The sequence below is a fragment of the Methylophaga thalassica genome, assembly GCF_030159795.1.
GTDB lineage: Bacteria > Pseudomonadota > Gammaproteobacteria > Nitrosococcales > Methylophagaceae > Methylophaga > Methylophaga thalassica.
On the sequence record NZ_BSND01000005.1, the window covers coordinates 588,348 to 609,789 of the forward strand.

Annotated in this window: 14 protein-coding genes and 2 riboswitches; of the genes, 9 read left to right on the forward strand and 5 right to left on the reverse strand. The window is 44.4% G+C overall.

The annotated features are described in order from the left end of the window. Nucleotide 1 precedes the first annotated feature (1 nt). The 3 genes from QQL60_RS09985 to QQL60_RS09995 are packed head-to-tail and all read left to right on the forward strand — an operon-like array spanning nt 2 to nt 4,727. Nucleotides 2-1,228 (forward strand): efflux RND transporter periplasmic adaptor subunit, encoded by a 1,227-nt coding sequence (locus tag QQL60_RS09985; protein ID WP_284723219.1) that lies wholly within the window; start codon nt 2-4, stop codon nt 1,226-1,228. Between the two features lie 9 nt (nt 1,229-1,237). Continuing rightward, nucleotides 1,238-4,372 carry an efflux RND transporter permease subunit gene (locus tag QQL60_RS09990; protein WP_284723220.1) on the forward strand — a complete coding sequence of 1,045 codons (3,135 nt, stop codon included), beginning with the start codon at nt 1,238-1,240 and terminating at the stop codon, nt 4,370-4,372. A 10-nt stretch (nt 4,373-4,382) separates the two neighbouring features. After that, nucleotides 4,383-4,727 carry a DUF3147 family protein gene (locus QQL60_RS09995; protein ID WP_284723221.1) on the forward strand — a complete coding sequence of 115 codons (345 nt, stop codon included), beginning with the start codon at nt 4,383-4,385 and terminating at the stop codon, nt 4,725-4,727. Between the two features lie 102 nt (nt 4,728-4,829). Here the strand turns inward: QQL60_RS09995 and QQL60_RS10000 are convergent, their stop codons facing one another. Then, the gene (locus tag QQL60_RS10000; RefSeq protein ID WP_284723222.1) at nt 4,830-5,798 is read right to left on the reverse strand and encodes a calcium/sodium antiporter; all 969 of its coding nucleotides are present in this window, start codon (nt 5,796-5,798) and stop codon (nt 4,830-4,832) included. 177 nt (nt 5,799-5,975) lie between these two features. Here QQL60_RS10000 and QQL60_RS10005 point away from each other — a divergent pair, with 177 nt between their 5' ends. Beyond that, nucleotides 5,976-7,202, forward strand: a complete 1,227-nt coding sequence (locus QQL60_RS10005) for a site-specific integrase (RefSeq protein ID WP_284723223.1) — start codon at nt 5,976-5,978, stop codon at nt 7,200-7,202. Nucleotides 7,203-7,493: 291 nt separating this feature from the next. Here QQL60_RS10005 and QQL60_RS10010 read toward each other — a convergent pair whose 3' ends face one another. Further along, entirely contained in the window at nt 7,494-8,801 is a 1,308-nt protein-coding gene (locus QQL60_RS10010; protein ID WP_284723224.1) for a hypothetical protein, read from the reverse strand. Between the two features lie 697 nt (nt 8,802-9,498). Between QQL60_RS10010 and QQL60_RS10015 the strand changes: the two genes are divergently transcribed. Genes QQL60_RS10015 through QQL60_RS10025 form a run of 3 tightly spaced genes read left to right on the forward strand, consistent with a single transcriptional unit; the run spans nt 9,499 to nt 15,941 of the window. Further along, nucleotides 9,499-11,460: a type I restriction-modification system subunit M gene (locus QQL60_RS10015; protein ID WP_284723225.1), complete on the forward strand. Its 1,962-nt coding sequence runs from the start codon at nt 9,499-9,501 to the stop codon at nt 11,458-11,460. Continuing rightward, nucleotides 11,457-12,833 carry a restriction endonuclease subunit S gene (locus QQL60_RS10020; protein ID WP_284723226.1) on the forward strand — a complete coding sequence of 459 codons (1,377 nt, stop codon included), beginning with the start codon at nt 11,457-11,459 and terminating at the stop codon, nt 12,831-12,833. The genes QQL60_RS10015 and QQL60_RS10020 overlap by 4 nt, the downstream gene beginning before the upstream one ends. Nucleotides 12,834-12,860: 27 nt before the next feature. Next, complete coding sequence (locus tag QQL60_RS10025; RefSeq protein WP_284723227.1) at nt 12,861-15,941, forward strand: type I restriction endonuclease subunit R; 3,081 nt, start codon at nt 12,861-12,863, stop codon at nt 15,939-15,941. A gap of 313 nt (nt 15,942-16,254) precedes the next feature. Here QQL60_RS10025 and QQL60_RS10030 read toward each other — a convergent pair whose 3' ends face one another. Then, complete coding sequence (locus tag QQL60_RS10030; RefSeq protein ID WP_284723228.1) at nt 16,255-16,767, reverse strand: hypothetical protein; 513 nt, start codon at nt 16,765-16,767, stop codon at nt 16,255-16,257. Nucleotides 16,768-16,781: 14 nt separating this feature from the next. After that, a riboswitch (cyclic di-GMP riboswitch) is annotated at nt 16,782-16,864 on the reverse strand. 353 nt (nt 16,865-17,217) lie between these two features. Continuing rightward, entirely contained in the window at nt 17,218-17,898 is a 681-nt protein-coding gene (locus QQL60_RS10035; protein ID WP_284723229.1) for a hypothetical protein, read from the reverse strand. A 17-nt stretch (nt 17,899-17,915) separates the two neighbouring features. Then, nucleotides 17,916-18,000: riboswitch (cyclic di-GMP riboswitch) on the reverse strand. Between the two features lie 419 nt (nt 18,001-18,419). On the opposite strand from QQL60_RS10035, the gene QQL60_RS10040 reads away from it, so the two are divergent. Next, nucleotides 18,420-19,736 carry a methyl-accepting chemotaxis protein gene (locus QQL60_RS10040; protein ID WP_284723230.1) on the forward strand — a complete coding sequence of 439 codons (1,317 nt, stop codon included), beginning with the start codon at nt 18,420-18,422 and terminating at the stop codon, nt 19,734-19,736. 76 nt (nt 19,737-19,812) lie between these two features. Here QQL60_RS10040 and QQL60_RS10045 read toward each other — a convergent pair whose 3' ends face one another. Continuing rightward, nucleotides 19,813-20,367 carry a TMEM165/GDT1 family protein gene (locus QQL60_RS10045; RefSeq protein ID WP_007146872.1) on the reverse strand — a complete coding sequence of 185 codons (555 nt, stop codon included), beginning with the start codon at nt 20,365-20,367 and terminating at the stop codon, nt 19,813-19,815. A gap of 343 nt (nt 20,368-20,710) precedes the next feature. Between QQL60_RS10045 and alkB the strand changes: the two genes are divergently transcribed. Further along, nucleotides 20,711-21,334, forward strand: coding sequence for a DNA oxidative demethylase AlkB (gene alkB / locus QQL60_RS10050; protein ID WP_284723329.1), 624 nt, complete (start codon nt 20,711-20,713; stop codon nt 21,332-21,334). Nucleotides 21,335-21,442: the final 108 nt, after the last annotated feature.

Here is a 21,442-nt window from a genome sequence, read left to right on the forward strand (position 1 = left end):
TATGAAATTGTATCTATTTATACTGGCGTTGTTTTTTTACTCACCAGTTTTTGCTGCCGGTGGTCACGGCCATGGTCATGATGACAATGCACATGAATCACCACCTGAAGGACCTCATGGAGGCAGACTGTTAGAAGGTAATGGACTGAATCTCGAAATCACTATTGTCGAGTCTGGCATTCCACCGGAGATGCGAATTTATCCATACTGGAAAAATGGTGATACGGTTGATCCAGAAGAAGTCAATCTAACAGTTAATCTTAACCGTACTGGTGGACAACAAGATCTGATTGATTTCAGTCCAGAGTCAGATTATTTACTCGGTGACGCTGAAATCGTTGAACCTCACTCTTTCGAGGTTGAAGTGAATGCGACCTTTAAAGGTGATGATTATCACTGGCACTTTGAAAGTTATGAGGGACGTGCCGAAATTCCACCTCGTTTACTTGAATTGTCTGAAGTAGAGACCGAAACTGCAGGCGCAAAAACAATTACGGTTACACACACCGTGTATGGGATCATCAGCAAAGCCGAAGATAACGTTTTCCATGTTCATGCCCCATACTCTGGCATTGTTCAAGAAGTGGATGTACAAACTGGGGACAAGGTAAAAAAAGGCCAACGTCTGCTGACGGTTCGAAATCAACAAACCTTACAAACCTATGCAGTAACCAGTCCTGCTTCTGGTGAAGTGACATTGCGTCCAGTTAAGCGTGGCGATCACACAGATATTGGGACGCTTGTAGAAGTCAGTAACTTGTCTACTGTCTGGGTTGAAATGTCGATGTTCCCTAAGGACATTGAAGTAATTGCTAAAGGTATGACTGTTATCGTTGGTGATCTGCATGGTGAACACACTGCCGAAAGTAAACTCGATTACCTCTCACCACAGATGACCGGTGGTCACATCGCAAGGGCGAGAGCCACCATTACAAACCCTGATGGAAAATGGCGTCCTGGCATGCATGTGATGGCTGACGTTATCGTGGAACAAGTTGAGGTACCACTTGCCGTCAAACGCTCGGCTTTACAGACATTTCGAGACATGCCTGTCGTATTTGGTCGATTTGGAAATGTCTTTGAAGTCAGAATGGTTCAACTAGGTCGTCAAGACAAAAACTATGTTGAAGTGACAGGTGGACTTGAGGCAGGTACGGACTACGTCACTAACAATAGCTATCTTCTCAAGGCGGAAGTCTTAAAAGATGGCGCAAGTCACGATCACTAGGAGCAGAGCATGATTGATAGCATTATCCGCTTTGCAATAAACCAGCGCTGGCTGGTGATGTTCTTGACACTAATTACTGCAGGGCTTGGAGTATATAACGCCTACAAATTACCTATTGATGCCGTGCCTGACATCACTAATAAGCAGGTACAAATCAACACCGAAGTCCCAGGTTATTCACCACTTGAGTCTGAACAGCGAGTCACTTACTTGGTTGAAACGGCTATGGCTGGCTTGCCGGAATTGAAATACACACGGTCAATTTCACGTTATGGTTTATCTCAAGTCACCGTCGTATTTGAAGATGATAAAGACATTTACCTTGCACGTCAGCAAATCAGTGAACGATTGTTATCTATACGAACTGAGTTACCTATGGGTGCGGAACCTCAGCTTGGTCCTGTCGCTAGTGGTTTGGGTGAAATATTCACCTATGCCATCAGTGCTGAAGAAGATGCTGTTAAAGAAGATGGTCAACCCTACACAGCAGAAGATCTAAGAACGATACAAGACTGGATTATCCGTCCACAGTTAGTCAAAGTACCAGGAGTGACTGAAATCAATAGTGTAGGCGGATTTGAACGTGAGTATCAGGTTGCTCCTGATCCTGCAAAATTAATCGCTTATAAGCTGACATTGGCTGATGTGGCTGACGCCCTAAAAAATAACAATCAAAATGTCGGAGCAGGTTATATCGAACATAACGGTGAGCAATGGTTAGTGCGCTCTCCGGGGCAGTTACAGACACTCGAAGATATAGAAAATGTCGTTATAACCAAACGTGATGACATGCCCATCACAATAGGTGACATTGCCGAGGTATTTCTTGGTAAACAGTTACGCACCGGTGCTGCCACTCAAAACGGAAAAGAAACGGTACTGGGTACAGCCTTCATGTTGATGGGTGAAAACAGTCGGATCGTCGCCAAAGCTGTCGCAGATAAACTGACTGCGGTTAACCGGAGCCTGCCAAGAGGTATCAAGGCAGAAGCTGTTTATACACGGACAACACTCGTCGAAGATACTATCGCAACTATTCAGAAGAACCTACTTGAAGGTGCAATTCTGGTTATCGTTGTACTGTTTGCCTTACTCGGTAATTTCCGGGCAGCTTTCATCACAGCACTCATTATCCCATTAAGCATGTTATTTGCAGTGACAGGAATGGTCAGCAACCGTGTATCGGGTAATCTGATGAGTTTAGGGGCAATAGATTTTGGTTTAATTGTCGATGGCGCTGTCATCGTTGTCGAGAATGCACTCCGTCGGCTTGGGATGGCTCAAGACAGACTGGGACGTTTACTAACATTAGAAGAACGATTAGCTGAGGTAGCTAATAGCACGCGTGAAGTATTCAACCCTGCTGTATTTGGTGTACTCATTATCATGCTTGTGTATCTGCCCTTATTTGCGCTTGGGGGTGTAGAAGCCAAGATGTTTGAACCGATGGCCTTTACTGTTGTTGCTGCACTGACGGGTGCATTGATACTTGCGATGACTTTTGTGCCCGCAGCTATTGCTATCTTTGTTAGAGGTAACATTGAGCATAAAGAAAACATCCTTATGCGCGGTGCCAGAAAGCTTTATAGTCCACTTCTTAATATGGCGATAAAAACACCAGTATTGATCACTATTACAGCTTTGTTTTTTGTCATGATAATCGCTAGTTTATCAACTCGAATGGGCACGGAATTCCTGCCGAAATTAGATGAAGGTGATGTTGCCTTGCACGCGCTGAGAATCAGTGGGACAGGACTTGAACAAGCAGTTGATATGCAGAATCAACTGGAGGCGATCATCAGAGAGTTTGACCAAGTTGAGCGTGTTTTTGCCAAAATTGGTACACCTGATATTGCCACTGATCCCATGCCACCCAGTGTAGCTGATACCTTCTTGATTCTGAAAGCACGCTCAGAATGGTCAGATCCCACACAGAGCAAAGACGACTTTTTAGCTGAACTCAGAAAAGCGGTCGAAGCGGTTCCGGGCAATAAATATGAATTTACTCAGCCCATTGAGATGCGATTCAACGAATTGATCGCCGGTGTCAGGGCAGATGTTGCTGTGAGGATATATGGGGATGATCTCGAAACACTCAATTCAGTGGGCCAGTTAGCAATAGAGCTCATTTCTGCTGTTGATGGTGCGGCTGATGTTCGAATGGAAGAAATCACAGGGCTTCCTATGCTTTCTATTGAGCCAGATCGCGTTCATCTTGCACTCTTAGGCCTCAGCGTCAATGATATGCAGCAAACCATTCAAACAGCGATTGGTGGTGAGGATGTGGGGCTCATATACGAAGGTGACAGACGATTTAGACTTGTCGTCAGACTGGCTGAAGAAAAAAGACAGAACATTGATTATCTGTCGAGATTACCTGTCGCTCTGACTAAAAGTGAAGATCCGGACCTCTCGTATGTGCCACTTGGTGAAATTGCTGAAATCAAAACGTATGTAGGGCCAAATCAAATCAACCGGGAAAGTGGTAAACGTCATGTACTTGTATCAGCAAACGTGACAGGACGAGACCTAGGTTCCTTTATCACGGATATTCAAAATACGGTCAATCAACGCTTGAACATGCCATCAGGATACTGGGTTGAATATGGTGGTACATTCGAACAACTCCAATCTGCAACTAAAAGGCTATCAATAGTAGTACCAGCTACATTAGTCCTGATTTTAGCTTTGTTGATTAGTGCATTCCGATCTATCAAGGATGCCTTACTTATTTTTACAGGCATACCTTTGGCACTGACAGGAGGATTATTAGCACTGCTATTTAGAGATATGCCTCTATCTATATCAGCCGCAGTTGGCTTTATCGCATTGTCTGGTATAGCAGTGCTTAATGGCATTGTAATGCTTTCGTTTATAAAACAGTTACGCGAAAAAGGTGAAACATTACTGATAGCGGTCAGGAATGGAGCAATGCAGCGATTACGTCCCGTCTTGATGACAGCACTAGTGGCAAGTTTAGGCTTTATACCTATGGCATTGAACACAGGGACTGGAGCAGAAGTACAGCGTCCTTTAGCAACTGTCGTAGTAGGTGGAATTATATCTTCAACACTTTTAACGCTGATTGTACTGCCTGCACTATATGTACTTTTATACCGTCGGCAGAAATCTGTGCCCAAATAAGGAAAAGACCATGTGGTACTACATCACCAAATTTGCTATCAGTGCGACTCTTATCGTAGCTATATCCGAACTCGCGAAGCGAAGTTCAATGCTGGGTGCAGTGCTGGCGTCATTACCAATAGTCTCTATTATCGCGATGATTTGGCTGTATCACGAAAGTGGGGATACAGCCAAAGTCATCGCACTGGCATCGGATATAGTCTGGCTGGTTCTGCCTTCGCTTGTGTTGTTTATCGCCCTGCCGATCTTACTGAAGCACGAATTCAGCTTTTATTTGAGTCTGAGTATTTCAATAGCACTGACTGTTATCGCCTATCTGCTGATGCTTGGCACAATACATCTGATCCGAGGTTAGTTTCCCGCTTGGGTTAATTAGCAGCTCTTGACTGGATGCTCCCCCGTAATCGGCGGCTGAGCGGCGAATCGAATAATGAAGGTTTGGCTCAGAACCAGAATTTCAACCCATAACACTACTAACTAAGTACGTCGTATATCCAACATAAGCCACTATTAGTATCGAACCTTCGATTCGATTAATTCTGCCATTACCACGTAAGCGAAAGCCGAATACAAAGAGTAAAACGGTTAGCATTAGCATCACTAACATGTCTCTGCTCAACACTTCTTGTGGCACTTGCAATGGAGCAATCGTCCCAGCAATACCCACAACAACCAACGTGTTAAACAGGTTAGAACCAAGAATGTTGCCAAGTGCGAGGTCGTGCTCTCCTTTGCGTGCAGCAATAACAGACGATGCTAGCTCTGGTAATGAGGTACCCACGGCAACCACTGTCAGGCCAATAATCAAATCACTGACGCCAAATTGGTGTGCGATTTCAACAGCGCCCCAGACAAGTATGCGAGAGCTTATGATGAGCAATATCAGTCCTATCAGCAACCACATTAACGCATTACGTATCGGCATAGTGCGTATGTCGAGTTCTGCTTTTGTCTCCATCGCAATGGCGTCTGATTTGCTGATTAAGCCTTGAACAATCGTCCACCCCATCAGCATTGCAAAGACTGCTAGCAAAACCATTGCGTCAATCAACGACAGTTCGCCGTCAATCAGCTGCCAACCGGCCAGTAATGTAATAAGGAGAAGAATTGGCAACTCTTTTCGTAAAACCGTTGAATGAAATACGATCGGACTGATTAGCGCCGTTATCCCCAAAATGAGAGCGATATTGGTAATGTTTGAACCGTAAGCGTTACCCAAGGCGATTCCAGGATTACCCTCTATAGCCGCAAATGCAGACACCACCATTTCTGGTGCTGAAGTACCGAAACCAACGATGACCATCCCGATAAGCAGTGGTGATAATCCAAAATACTTGGCAGTAGAAGCCGCACCTTCAACAAACCTGTCGGCACTCCACACTAGCAAGGCTAGACCAATCACAATTGCAGCAAAAGGATAAAGCATAGTAGATAACTCATCTATTGAATAAAGGCACTCAAATAAGCCGAACCTGAAGTTATACATTGAACTTGAGACACATATTCTGATTAATTTTCATGCAATATGGAATGAAAATTTATGACCCTTGGCTTTCTACCTCGGCTTGCTAAACTGGCTTAAAACAAGCCACAGAGCCGTTATATGGACTACAAACACAAGCTAACACCTGCCCTCGCTACCAAGCTAAGCCAACAACAAACCGACAAGCATTTTGAAGTCACAGACACCATTATTGCCGGTTTCAAATTGAAGCGCTACATCTCCGGCACAATGACGTTTAGCCTGATGTACACCGCCCCAGATGGCCGTCGTTTGCGTTATACGATGGGTAATTACCCTGCTCTATCCGTTCCAGCCGCTCGTAAGCTTGCAGAGCAACTATACGCTCAAGTGAAACTCGGTCGAGACATCCAGCGTGAAAAGCAAGCCGCACGAGAAGTGAAACCCGTGCCGAAGCTCGGTGATTTTATCTACAACACGTACCTACCTTGGTTCACTACCCACCACAAAGCCCCAAAAGCGAAACTGCCGTTCAATCAGTTCAAACATCTTTTTGGCAAACAACTAGACAAAGTGACTGCATGGGACATAGAAAGCTGGCGTTCAAAGCGCCATAAAGAAGGTCTAAGTACTTCAACTTCTAATCGTTACATTGGTACACTCAAAGCTATGTTCAATCGGGCTGTTGAGTGGGAAGTGATTGAACAAAACCCACTCAACAAAGTCAAAAAACAGAAGTCTGACAGCCGCGCTATCATCCGTTATCTATCCGTTGATGAAGAACAGCGTCTGAGAGCCACCCTGCGATCCCGTGATCGTCGTTTGGCCGAATCTAACCCATTCTATGCTGGTGGTCGTTTCACACGCTTAGAAGCGATCCTAGGCGGTTTCCCCGATCACGTTCATCCTATGGTGTTATTGCTGATAAATACCGGTATGCGTCGAGGCGAAATGTTCAACCTTCGCTGGCAAGATGTCGACTTCGTGAACAAACGAATTACTGTAGTTGGCAACACGTCTAAAACGGGTCAAACACGTTACATACCTCTAAACAAAGAAGCATTTCGCGTTTTAGATGTTTGGCACAAACAAACCAAACGGTCATCCGGTTATGTATTCGTCGGCAAAAACGGTGAACGCTTCACTAACATCGACAAAGCATGGAAGGTGCTTCTCCGTGATGCTCAAATCCAAGACTTTCGTCTCCACGATTTACGTCACCACTTTGCAAGCCGGCTTGTATCAGCTGGCATCGATTTGAATAGCGTCCGTGAGCTGCTGGGTCACACCGACATTAAAATGACTCTCCGGTATGCTCACCTTGCTCCCGCCCATCTATCAGAGGCCGTTGCAGTACTCAATCAATAACGCAACTGTAGGTTAGAAGCCCGCAAGTGCCGAGTCATATTCCGCATCCTAACGGTTCTCTCCCGCAACAACAAACCTAGAAAAAAAGAAGTAATAAGAAAGTGAGCGGCTGAGGCCGCAGGCCTGCCGCTCTAAAAGTAATTCTTTCTTTGCTTTTTAGCTTTTTAATTTTTTTCTATATTAAGATTCAAATAAAACAATTATCATTTTAATTATCAACGAATTAAAAACCCTTAACCATGTATTTAAACATGATTAAATGCATGTTGCCGACCATGATGAATTGGGGAGCTAACTATGTACGTACTTGCTTCCAACCTCGCTTAAAGCAGCATTGATTGATTTTTGTATTCGTTGACAATTTGATGGTTTTAACCTTTCTCCGGTCATCATCTCATAATTATCAATAATCATATTCAAAGAACTGCCGGGTATTAGATTCGAAGCTATCCACAAGTCTTCTCGTCTCTGGAGATTATCAGTCATTCTTTTGCCTCTCCTCCTATTACGTCTAGCAGCGGTGAGTAAATCAAGTCGAACTTGCAGTGACTTTTCAATTAGTCCTTTAATAAAAGCTTCTGTTTTTTTAGTTCTCAGCATGAACAACTCTTTTTGCATATCTGGTGTCAACATCAGGTATCTAACTTTCTTTTCAGGTGTCATTGACATTCCAGCAATCAATGTTGCTTTTTTTGTATCAAATTTTTCGGTTGAGAAAATACCTTCAAAAACACCATTCCAAGATGTATCGACTCTATGCTCTCGATAACGCCTATGAAGCCATTCCAAGTCAAAGATCTGAGTATCTTGAAGATATGATGTTTGAGCGGGAGTGACAGTCTTCTTATTTCTCCAGTAGTGGCTATCTCTTATCATTCCTCTCCACCTTGGCGCGACACCTAGGCATGAAAGCCGATAATTAATCATGAAAAACTCTTTTCGTTCTGATTCACCGTAATTAGTAGATGATATTTTCTCTAAGCGTCTTCTACAGCAATCGACATCCCATTCATTAATACTGGCAATAGCTCCAGCCTCTGTCGTTTCACTATTCAGCGCTGGTTGAAAGAGTTTTGCCATGTAATCTTGGACGTCATAATTGATCAATCCATAGGCGTTATCATATGAATCATCTTTCGTATCATCAGTACTCTCTTTTGTTTCTGGCAGAGTTTCAGCGGATTTTGAGGTAATCGCCGTTGTTTCATCTAAAACGCTTTCATCTCTGTTATCAGGGTGTGTCGCTTTAGTGAATTTCTGCTTAGAAGCTAACTGTGCTTGCAGCTTGTAAATAGGTACATTCTTTGGGAGCCCGAAATTGCTTGGATCAGCCAACGCCTCATCAAACTCTATTGCAGTTAAATATTTGGGACTGAGCGAGCTAATTGTTTCATTAACCATTTTTCCAATGGCTTCCATCTCTTTACTTCTAAATTCTAAAATATGAGGATGAATATCCAACTCTTTGCTGCGTGTTTCTTGATAATTTTTTGTCAGGTAAGCCACAATCTGCTTTTTGTCAAAAACTTGATTATCAAAACTAAATACTTCGTATTTACATGATGTCCAATCACATTCATTGCTTTGTTTCATTTCCATACCTATCTCCTAAATGTAATAGAAGTATCATTACTTCCCTATGATTATAGTGAGATGACTTAATTAAAAAGACGCGACCGGCACAAGTTGCCCGCACAGATTTGTTCACAACACGAATAAGAAATCATAAATATCAACAACTTAATTTTTTTAGCATGTTTGAATTTTTTTTTAAATTTTTTTTAAATCTTCAATCAGAATTCTGAAATCAATAGAAAATGACTGTATTTCATTAAAGAAAGTAAAAGTCCTAGAAATAATGTAAATAGCTGAAGACCATACCTTCAATAAAAACCGCCTCCCAAAAAAACAGCCTTATAGAGGAGAGTTTTTCAACTGTACTTCGGTCAGTATGACATTCCGACAGTTCATGAAAGCGTTAGCAGAACTGACTTTAAGACAGTTCGCATATCCCCCACTTGAACTGACTTTTCACCTACATCAAGGAAAACCTTCGTTTTGACATCAACGTGAGGTCAACGTGAGATCAATAGGAAATGCAGTTTTTAATGTACCCGTATATCTTTACATCAATCATGAACAAAGCGTGCGTTTCCAACAGCAAATCAGTCATTGCTGACGTGAATGGTTATTTAAAATCGCAGTTTTACTATCGATAAGCGGCTCACTGCTAGTCAAGCTCACGTTAGTTCAGCTATCCTGACGTGCTTAGAGCAACACCATCAGGGACAATAATTTGGAAAATTTCAGTACCAGCGTCAGCTTCATTTGGTCAATTGCCGACATCTTACGGGGTAACTTCAAACAATCGGAATACGGCCGCGTTATTCTACCCTTCACGGTTCTGCGTCGCCTTGACTGTGTACTCGAGGCCACCAAAGACGATGTACTAGCCAAACAAGCGTCTTTGCCTGAGAACATCGACCATACGATGAGCGAGACCATGCTGAACATGGCAGCGAAGCAAAACTTCCACAACACCAGTTCGTACACCTTCCAGAAGCTGCTGGACGACCCTGATAACATTGCCGCCAATCTAAATCTATTCATCAACAGTTTCAGTGACGATGCTCGCGAAATATTCATTGACCGCTTCAAGCTGCCAGAACAAATCACACGGCTCGACAAGGACAACCTGCTCTACCTTGTCGTGAGTAAGTTTGCACAAGCAGACCTGCACCCTGAAGCCGTCAGCAACCTGCAAATGGGTTACATGTTCGAAGAACTCATTCGTCGTTTCTCTGAGCAAAGCAACGAGACTGCCGGTGAGCACTTCACACCCCGTGAGGTTATTCGCTTGATGGTCGACCTGCTCTTCTACGAGGACGCTGACGTACTGTCCAAGCGGGGCGTGATTCGCAAGCTGTATGACCCTGCCTGCGGAACTGGCGGCATGCTCAGCATCGCCGAAGAGTATCTGCGTGAACTGAACCCAGACGCCCACCTTGAAGTGTATGGTCAGGAGCTCAATGACGAGTCCTACGGCATCTGTAAGTCGGACATGATCATCAAAGGCCAGAACGCCAAGAACATTCATCCCGGCAACAGTTTCAGTCAGGACGGCCTGGAAGACGAACAGTTCGACTACATGCTGTCCAATCCGCCCTTCGGTGTGGAGTGGAAGAAGGTCGAGAAAGCCATCAAGGAAGAGGCCAACACACTCGGATACAACGGTCGCTTCGGTGCGGGTCTGCCGCGTGTCAGCGATGGTTCGCTGCTGTTTGTGCAACACATGATTAGCAAGTTCAACCGCAATGGTGACCCGTCCCGGCTGGCTGTTGTTCTCAACGGCTCTCCGCTGTTCACTGGCAGTGCTGGTAGTGGCGAGTCAGAAATCCGTCGCTGGATCATCGAAAACGACTGGCTGGAAGCGATTGTGGCGCTTCCTACCGACATGTTCTACAACACCGGCATTGCTACCTACATCTGGATCATCACCAACCAAAAGAAGCCGCAGCGCAAAGGCAAGGTGCAGCTAATCAACGCCACCGAGTTCCACAGCCCCATGCGTAAGAGCCTCGGTAGCAAACGTAAACAGGTTGCACCAGAACAAATCAAAACCATCGCTGAGCTATTTGGCAACTTCGAAGAAAATGAGCAAAGCAAAATCTTTGACAACAGCGACTTTGGCTATCAACGCATTACCGTCGAACGCCCTCTCAAACTTAACTTCAAAGTCGATGACGAGCGACTCGAACATCTGCGGGATAGCAAAGCATTCTCCAAGCTTGAAGAGCCAGAGCAAATAATGATCACCAAAGCGCTTGAGACGCTTTCTGAGCGTGGTTTATACGTTAGTCGCGACACATTCAGCAAGGACATGGAAAAAGCGCTCAAACAGGCGCAGGTTAAGGCAGGCGCACCTCTTAAGAAAGCCATACTGTCCGCCTTGAGCGAACGTGATGAAAATGCCGAAGTTTGTACCGACAGCAAGGGCAACCCAGAGCCCGACAGCGAACTTCGAGACTATGAGAACGTGCCGCTGAAAGAAGACATTGATAGCTACTTCCAGCGCGAGGTCATTCCGCATGTGCCGGAAGCGTGGATTGATCACGACAAGACCAAGGTCGGTTACGAGATTCCATTCAACCGCCATTTCTACAAGTACGTGCCACCTCGTCCATTGGAAGATATTGATGCGGAGTTAGATGAGGTTACCGCCGAGATTCTAGAGCTGCTGCAAGAGGTACATGTGTGAAGTACGCAAAGTACCCCTCCTACAAAATACCTAATGTCGAGTGGCTGGATACCCAGCCGGAGCAATGGTCAGACGGTTCACTCAGGTGGTTCGCAAAAATTTATGCGGGCGGGACACCATCAAAAACGAACGAGGCTTACTGGCAAAATGGCACCATCCCATGGTTGAACTCTGGCTCAGTTAACCAATCATTAATCACTCAAGCTTCAGCATTCATAACAAATGACGCTTACGCTAACAGCAGTGCGAAATGGATTCCAGCGGGCTCACTTGTGATTGCTCTTGCCGGCCAAGGTAAAACGAAAGGAATGGTTGCTCAACTAAGCATCGAGGCCACTTGTAATCAATCGATGGCAGCCATTGTCCCGAACTCAAATCTCGAGCCCCGTTTTTTGTATTGGTGGTTGAACTCAAACTATCAAAATATTCGTAACATGGCTGGAGGTGACTTAAGAGATGGACTCAACTTGGAGATGGTGGCTTCTATCCAATGTCCTATCCCAAGCAGCTCAGAACAAATCCAAATCGCCGCCTTTCTCGACCGCGAAACTGCCAAAATCGACCGTCTGATTGAAAAACAACAGCGGCTGATTGAGCTACTCGAAGAGAAGCGTCAGGCCGCCATCTCCAATGCAGTCACAAAGGGCTTGAATCCCGATGCGCCGATGAAAGTCAGTGGCGTTGAGTGGTTGGGTGAGATACCCTCACATTGGGAAGTTAAACAGCTCAAACGACTCATCAAAGCTCTCGAATCCGGAGTCAGTGTCAACGCAACTGATGTTCCTGCAACAGCCTCAGAGTATGGCGTTTTAAAGACCAGTTGTGTTTACACACGCTTTTTCAGGCCAGAAGAGAACAAAACAGTCTTCGAAGAAGAGCTCGATCGACTCAAATGTCCTGTGCGAGCTGGGTCGATCATCATCAGCAGGATGAATACACCGGATCTGGTGGGAGCCTCAGCCTTTGTTGAGCTTGATCATGAAAACCTATTTTTACCTGACAGGCTCTGGCAAACAGTGTTCGATGACTCAGTCAAGGTCAATCCGGAATACCTGAGCTACTTTATGATGATTAAATCTTTCAGGGAGCAAATATCGCTATACGCCGCTGGCACTAGCAGCAGCATGCAAAATATTGCTCAGGAGGACTATCTATCGATCCCTGTATGCTTCCCAGCTCTAGATGAACAGACCCAAATAGTCGAACACATAAAAGAGCAGCTAGGAAAGCTAGAGAGCTTAGGTTCAAAGGCAAACAAAACAGTTGAGCTACTCAGAGAAAGGCGAACCGCATTAATCTCAGCCGCCGTCACCGGCAAAATTGACGTGCGAGACCAAGTTCCGCAGGATGTCGAGAAAGTAGTCGCCTCATAAAGCCAACGATGTTGAAAGGATTGAACAATGGCAGCCACAGGTAAAACCACATCAGAACTCGACTTCGAAGAGGCTATTGAAGCTTACCTTGTTGGCAAAGCAGGTTATGACATCGCCCTGAACACGCAGTTTGATGCCGAACTGGCGCTGGATGCCACGACCCTGCTCGCTTTCATCAAGACCACACAGGAAGACACCTACAACGCCCTGAAAGCGAGCTACGGCGCTCAAATTGATACGGCACTGACCAAACGTATCGCCAGTGAATGCGACCAACGTGGGCTGCTGGATGTGATTCGAAACGGCGTCAAAGATCGCGGTCAATTGATTCGCCTTGCGTTCTTTCGCCCCGCATCCACACTCAACCCCGAAACCGAAAAGCGTTACCAGCAAAATAAACTAACGGTCATGCGGCAGGTGCACTATGACCTTACCAACAACAACTCCATCGACATGCTACTGTCACTGAACGGCTTACCTATCGCGACGGTCGAGCTCAAAAATGCATTCACCGGTCAGAAGACGATCAATGCTATCAAGCAGTACATCAAAGACCGCAAGCCGACAGCCAAAACGCCACTGATTCAGTTCAAAAAACGTGCGCTCGTTCACTTCGCTGTCGACACCGATGAGGCGTTTATGACGACACGCCTTGCTGGTGAACATACCTTCTTCCTGCCATTCAACAAGGGCAACAACGGCGGCAAAGGCAATTCCGACCAGCACAACCACGTCACGGGTTACAAGACCGGCTATCTGTGGGAAGATGTCTGGCAGCGCGATAGCTGGCTGGACATCCTCCACCGTTTCATTCACTTACAAGTGGAAGAGAAACGCGACCCGGACACGGGCAAAAAGACCAGCAAGGAAACGCTCATTTTCCCTCGTTATCATCAGTTGTCAGCGACTCGCACCTTATTAAAACAAACCAAGCTCGACGGCGTCGGCCAGAACTACCTGATTCAACATAGTGCCGGTTCGGGTAAAACCAATACCATCTCATGGACAGCGCATCAACTCGCCAGCCTGCATGGTGATGACAATAAGCCAGTCTTCAATACCGTTGTCGTTATCTCCGACCGTCGCAACCTCGACAAGCAACTACAGGACAGCATCTACCAAATCGACCACAAGCTAGGTGTTGTTGAGAAAATCGATGAGAACAAGTCTTCATCCGATTTAGCGAATGCACTCAACGCCGGTACAAAGATTATTATCACCACGCTTCAAAAGTTCTCCTTCATTCTGGATAAGGTTGAGAACTTCATTGACCGACGCTTTGCCGTCATTATCGATGAGGCGCACAGCAGTCAGGGTGGCCGGAGTGCATCCAATCTTCGTGTCGTGCTCGGCAAGCATGATGATGAAGAGGCGTTGGCCACCGCAGAAGCCGAAGACGACAAACTACCAGAAGAGAAAACCACCGAAGACCTGGTGCTGGAAGAAATCAAAAAGAAAGGCAAGCAATCCAACCTGAGTTTCTACGCCTTCACAGCAACACCTAAGGCCAAGACACTGGAGATATTCGGTGTTGATGATGGCAACGGCATACCGCGACCATTCCATTTGTACAGCATGCGGCAAGCAATAGAAGAGCGTTTCATTCTGGACGTGCTCAAGCACTACACCACCTACAAAACCTACTACGAACTGTCGAAAAAGGTGGATGACGATCCGGAAGTAGACGAGAAGAAAGCCAAACGCGCTATCGCCCGCTTTATGAGCTTGCACCCTCATAACCTTGCCCAGAAAACCGAAATAATGGTCGAGCACTACCGTCGCTTCACCGCAAAGAAAATCGCCGGTAAAGCCAAAGCGATGGTCGTGACTCGCTCACGTCTGCACGCCGTTCGATACAAGCAGGCATTCGATAAATACATCAAAGAAAATGGCTACAACGATATGAAGACGCTGGTGGCCTTCTCAGGCACAGTCAATGATCCAGATGACGATACCGTGGCATATACAGAAGCAGGCATGAATGGCTTTGGTGAGAAAGAGCTTCCAGAGAAGTTTGCCAGCCGTGAGTACCATATCCTGATTGTCGCCGAGAAGTATCAAACTGGCTTCGATCAGCCACTGCTGCATACGATGTTTGTGGACAAGCCACTGAAGGATTTGAAGGCGGTACAAACACTATCACGACTCAATCGTTCGACCAGCGGCAAGGCCGACACATTCGTACTCGATTTCGCCAATGAAATGGAAGAGATCAAGGAGAGCTTTCGTCCCTACTTCCAAGAAACCGAAATCGATGAGCCGACTGACCCCAATCAGCTTTACACGCTTCAGCAAAAGATCGACAGCTTTCATATCATTCGCCCGCAAGAAGTAGATGAGTTTTCAGCGGTGTATTTCAAACCGATGGCGAACCAAACTAAGCGAGATCACGGTCAGCTTAACAAATGGATCGACCCAGCAGTACAACGCTACAAGGATGAGTTCAGAGAGTCTTCAGCAGGCGTTTATGATGAGCGATACACAGAAGATGGGGAAGAGTTTAAAAGCAGTCTACAAGGCTTTGTGCGGCTATATAGCTTCCTCAGCCAGATCATTGACTGGCAGGATATTGAACTCGAAAAACTGTATGCCTATGGCCGTTATTTGCTGACCAAACTGCCAAGACGAGATGGCGGTGGCACTATCGACCTTGATGAAGAAGTTGAGCTGTCAGCCTATCGTAACGAGAAGACATTTGAAGGCAGCGGATCGCTACAAGTAAACGAAACTCGGCCTGTGTATGGCGCAACGGAAGTAGGCACTGGAGGTAAACACGAAGATCCTAAATCGCCGCTGTCTGCCGTCATCATGGTTATCAACGAACGATTCGGGACTGACTTCACTGACGAAGATAAACTGCTATTCGATCAAATCTCTGGCGATATGCTTAACAACGACAAACTGGCTGAGCAAGCACGAGCGGGTTCAAAAGAGAAGTTCAAGGTGGTGTTTGAACCCAAAGTCATTGAGGCATTCGTGGATAGGCAGGGACGTAACGAGAAGATCGTCAATGAATTTATGGCGAATGGAGATATGAGAAACCTCATTATCGCTGCCCTGCTGGATGATGTTTACAATCGATCACAGTCAACACCGAAACTAGGCTGACGGTTGCACGGCGTCCGCGCCTAGCAGCCGGAAGATGACCGGCAGTTAAAGTAAAAACTCCCAATAATCAAGGAATTGCCTTGCGGTAGAAGGCAACTTCGATATTGCTCTGGAGGATTTAGGAGGGGGACGCTCTATCCTGCTGAGCTACGGGGACATTGGTCAGGCATTATAACAGCGATAAGCATTAAGCTCGAAAACTGAATATTGTTTGTTGATTAATCGTCATAGGATCGGCGGTTAAACGGTAACGATACAAACAAAAAAGCCGTCACTCTATGACGGCTTTAAACGTTTGAAATACTGAAATTAACTAGACAGCTTGTTTTGCTTTGCGACGTAAGCCCATAAAACCAAGTAGCGCAGGAGCAAATAACAAAGCAGCCGGTGGCAAAGGCACCGCAGAAACATTGAAAGAGGTAAAACGAACTTCACCCGGATTTTGTAAAATGTTGAGGTTAATTGATTGTGGTACATCACCCGCAGGATGCCAAGTTATATAAGCTAACTCTTTTGCCCCAACCCAGCTTATACCATTAGCCAACCATTTCTGTGTATTGATGATAATATCGCCGGTATCAAACAGGTCCGATAAAGAGTAGGAGTAATGATCAGATTTTGCATTGAAAACAGAAAACTCTCCGAAAGATAATATCCCATCATCGTTCAGGTCTTCTGCTACAAAATTACCGGAGAACTTGAATTTACCACCATCGTTAATAGGCCATCCGGCTTCAAAATCGGCTTTAACAACAGTTGCAGCCCATGTGGCCTGTGATAATGTCAATAAAACTAAACTGAATAGCATCCACACTATTTTTTTCATAAGAAATTTCCATGTCGTGCAACCCAGCCCTGATGCCACTAATGCACAGCTGTAGGTTTTCCGTCCCTGACTCACATCAGGTTTGGCGATAATATGTTGAACAAAATTAATAAATTAAAGTTAACTTGCTATGTCGCGTAACAGATGAACACTTATATTCTGTTGTTAACAGGTTACTTAAATTGAATTAGAAAAAAAATCATCCTTAAGTATGATTTTTTTAAAAAATTGACTTTAAATTCATAGTAAAAATTGAGTCAAAAAAATGTTCAGAGAGAATATTAACTCACGTCAACATATCTCTAATTGAGTTCAGATTAAGAAGACTATATGGAGTTAGGCAAGATATGTTCGGTAACCAGCTTGTCATGGTCGGACAATCAGGGACAAAAAAAGCCGTTACATTTTGTAACGGCTTTTTTTTATGAAACGCCAGTATCTATTGATTGATTATGCAGCTTGTTTGGCTTTACGGCGAAGTCCCATAAAACCAAGCAAAGCCGGAGCAAACATAAATGCAGCCGCTGGAATAGGCACTTCCGACACAGGCGCGATGCCTGCGGCACCTACGGTGAAGCCATGCCAGCCTTCACTTGTATGAGTAAAACTGAACGAGTCAAATAACCCTTCAAGAATAATCACTCCATGTAGCTCGGCAAACTTAGAGGTAGTAAATCCAGTACCGTCAGAATACAGGGTGGGTGATCCCGAACCGTACTTCCCTAAACCAGTACTATCAAATTTAATTTTTGTATCACCAAAATCAACATTATTTGCGTTCCAGCTGACAAGGGCAATGTAAGGATTCAGCACTGTTTCTGAAAATTTTATTTCTACTGTACCACCGGTACTCAAACCGATAATTTCACGTGATGATGGAAGATTGCTAACCGTCCCATTGGTGTAGGCATTACCCCACCAATTATCTGTCGCTCCCGATTCTATGAAATAAGCATCAGAACTTGAGCTAAAACCAACACTGACATTGTCACTACCAAACGCCATGGTTCCAGATGCAGTTTTTTGACTTGTTTTTGTCCAGTCTGTCCAGCCAATATTTGCAGCATGAGCCGATATCGTTAACATCGATGCTGACAGAGCAAGGGTTGTTGCAAAAAATTTTTTATACATGTCCCATATCCCAATAATTTTGCAACCCAGCCCTGTCAAGACTTCAATATACAGCTGTAGGCTTTCCGTCCCTGACTCACATCAGGTTTGGCGTTAATGTGTTGAACACGATGAGATAATAATATAACTATTTAATTTCGCAACAGGTAACCACCAACAATCAGTTGCGCACTATTAACTTGCCTTAATTAATTAAAAATTACATTGTACTTTGGTACTAATTTATTAAAAAAAAGACATTCCATTCTTCCTCAACACAATGTTTATAGAGGAAAATTCGATACGTTTTCAGCATAAGTGAAAAATAACTTAATCCTCACTCGGCAGAACACAATTTACCCATATCCACCCACCGTGTTTGAAATGCAAAAGTCAGTGCCCCCCATTAAGATCATTAACTTACCAGTAACGTGATAGACATCATGCTTTCGTATAAAAGCAGTTAACTTTTACTTTTCACTGCCGATATAAGATGCATACAATTAAATTGCACACTATTTGCAAAGAGGCGAAAAAAAGACATGTTTGGTAAAACAAAGCAGTTAATCACCGAGAATGCGTTATTAAAAAACGAACTCACTCCCTTGCAGGAGATTTTCAGCGCCATGCAGTCATCACTGGCCATTATTGAGTTCACACCTGAAGGTATCATCACCGCAGTAAACGACAATTTTTCTCGGGTAACAGGTTATTCCTCTTCTGAACTGATAGGACAGCATCATCAACTGTTATGCGATAAATACGAAGTTGAATCTTCCCGATATAAAGATTTTTGGAAGCATCTAAAGAACGGTGAGTATTTTTCAGGGGAAGTATTACGCAAGCATAAAAACGGCCATGATATATGGCTGGAAGCCAATTATTTCCCAATAAAAAATGGTGAAGGCCGTGTCGTTAAAATTTTTAAGATTGCTAACGATGTGACCGAACGTGTAGAACATTCTCGTAGTAATGATAGTTTGCTATCTGCAATCGATCGTTCAATGGCTATCATAGAGTTTGATATGGGAGGTCGTGTCACCAATGCCAATCAAAATTTTCTGAGCCTTATGGGATATAAGCTTGATGAAGTGAAAGGACAGCACCATAGAATTTTTTGTGACTCAGACTATGTAAAAAGTCCTGAATATGCCAAGTTCTGGGAACAATTGAATGAGGGACGTTTTATTGCAGACAATTTTAAACGGATAAATAAATATCAATCTGCTGTTTGGTTGGAAGCCACCTATAACCCTATATTCGATAGTAATGGCAAGCCCTATCGAGTCATTAAATTTGCCACTGACATTACTGAAAAAGTTCGCTGTTCCGAGGAAGAAAAAGCGGCCGCTAACACAGCCTATACAATATCACTGGAGACAGAAAAGTTATCCTCGACAGGTGAAGATATTATTTTTAAAACCATTGATAAACTTGAAGAATTGAAACAACAATTCAGTCATTCATCAACCGAGTTGGAACAGCTAGGTGTAGAAACCGCACAAATATCATTTATCGTTAAAACGATCAGCGATATCACTGAACAAACAAACTTACTCGCCTTAAATGCCGCAATAGAAGCTGCAAGAGCGGGTGATAGTGGGCGTGGTTTTGCTGTTGTGGCTGATGAAGTTCGCTCACTGGCGACACGGACCTCACAATCAACGGCCGAAATAGCGAGCATGATTAATAAAATCCAGTCTAAAAGTGATTCCGTCATAAAAAGTATGTCCGGAAGCATGTCGGGTGTCGAATCAGGCGTTGAGTTTGCTAATACCGCAGGGAATACCATCAGCCAAATCAGAAGCGGTGCAAAAAAAGTCGTGGAAGTGGTAGAAAATTTATCGAATCTTCACTAACACTATTAGTGATAAACCATCGAGCCGCACACAGGTGTGTGGCTCGATAATATTTATTGTGCCCTTGTCACAGGGTTTACCATGGAATAATGGTTAAACCAACAATAACAAATACTAGGGAAGCAGCCCATCTAGCCACATTCAAAGGGATCACTTTCAACATGGCTTCTCCTGCGTATACTACTGGAACATTGGCTAATAACATGCCAATTGTCGTGCCCAGTGTCACCATAAAAATATTTTGGTAGGTTGCAGCAAGCGCAATAGTAGCGACTTGCGTTTTATCACCAATCTCAGCAATGAAAAATAACACGGTGGTAACGACAAACGCCCCGTATCTAGCATATTTAATCGCATCATCATCTTCCTTGTCTGGTATCAATAACCAAGCGGCCATCGCAATAAAACTCAAGCCCAGTATCCACTGACCTGTTGGACCAAGAATAAATTGTCCAAGCCAGGTGCCCAGCCAGGCAGATGCAGCATGATTGAGGAGTGTAGCAACAAGGATTCCAGCCACGATGGCTGATTTATGGCTAAAACGTGCAGCTAGCATTAAAGATAAAAGCTGGGTTTTATCACCAATTTCCGCTAGCGAAACCGTGAGAACAGAAGTAAAGAAAGCATCCATTAAATAAACTCCGGCGGGATAACAATACCAAGACAAACAACGATCTCCCGCCAAGAGGAATCATTATTTGTCTCAGGTCTTGTCAATACCAGCAAGCTGGTACGAAACTGCCATGGACCTTGAGGGTCCAATTATGTTGACAGCTTCAAACACCGGTAGGTGAGTAGACTACTCCCCCAAGACGATGACAATATTCTAGCTGGTATCTAACTATTTGCCTATGGTTAATCTGCATTTTTTATTGGCGGCTTTTATCCAATGAGCGCATTATCCAATCGCAGGTAACAACACTCATCAACTTAATTAATCTGCTATAAACGTATACTGAAATACAATGTCTGACATGGTTATCAAACTTGCAGAGCAAAGCTACCTTCTTAAAGGAGTTGCAAAACAGATTGCAGAAAACTTGCTAACCGAAATAAATCAGATAAGCGCACTCTCCCCTTTTCGACAAATGTCGACTAAGCGCGGATATTATGTAGGAGCAAAAATGACCAATTGTGGTGACTTAGGCTGGGTAAGTGATAACAAGGGATACCGTTATACAGCTATTGACCCACTGACAAATATGCCGTGGCCATCTATGCCTGAGTTATTTGAATCGCTGGCAGAAGAAAATGCCTCATTGGTAGATTTTCAACATTTCCAGCCTAATGCTTGTCTTATCAATCAGTACACTCCCGGTGTCGGTATGGGCTTGCACCAGGATAAGGACGAAAAAGACTTCACTCAGCCTATTGTTTCCGTCTCTCTCGGCGTACCAGCCATATTTCAATTTGGTGGTAATAAACGCAATGAAACACCTAATTACCATTTACTTGAGCATGGTGATATCGTCATCTGGGGAGGTGTTGACCGTTTACGCTTTCATGGTATAAAGCCGATCAAACTCGCTCATCACACTCTAACCGGTCAATTTAGATATAACCTGACATTTCGCAATACAGGGACGACTATCGACTAGACTAAAAAAAACGTTATACGCATAATGATTAGATTTAGAGTCTGAAAGCCAAGTTTAATTGAGGCATTTTGATACTTTTAACTAGCAGCCTACAGGTTTCGTAAGCTG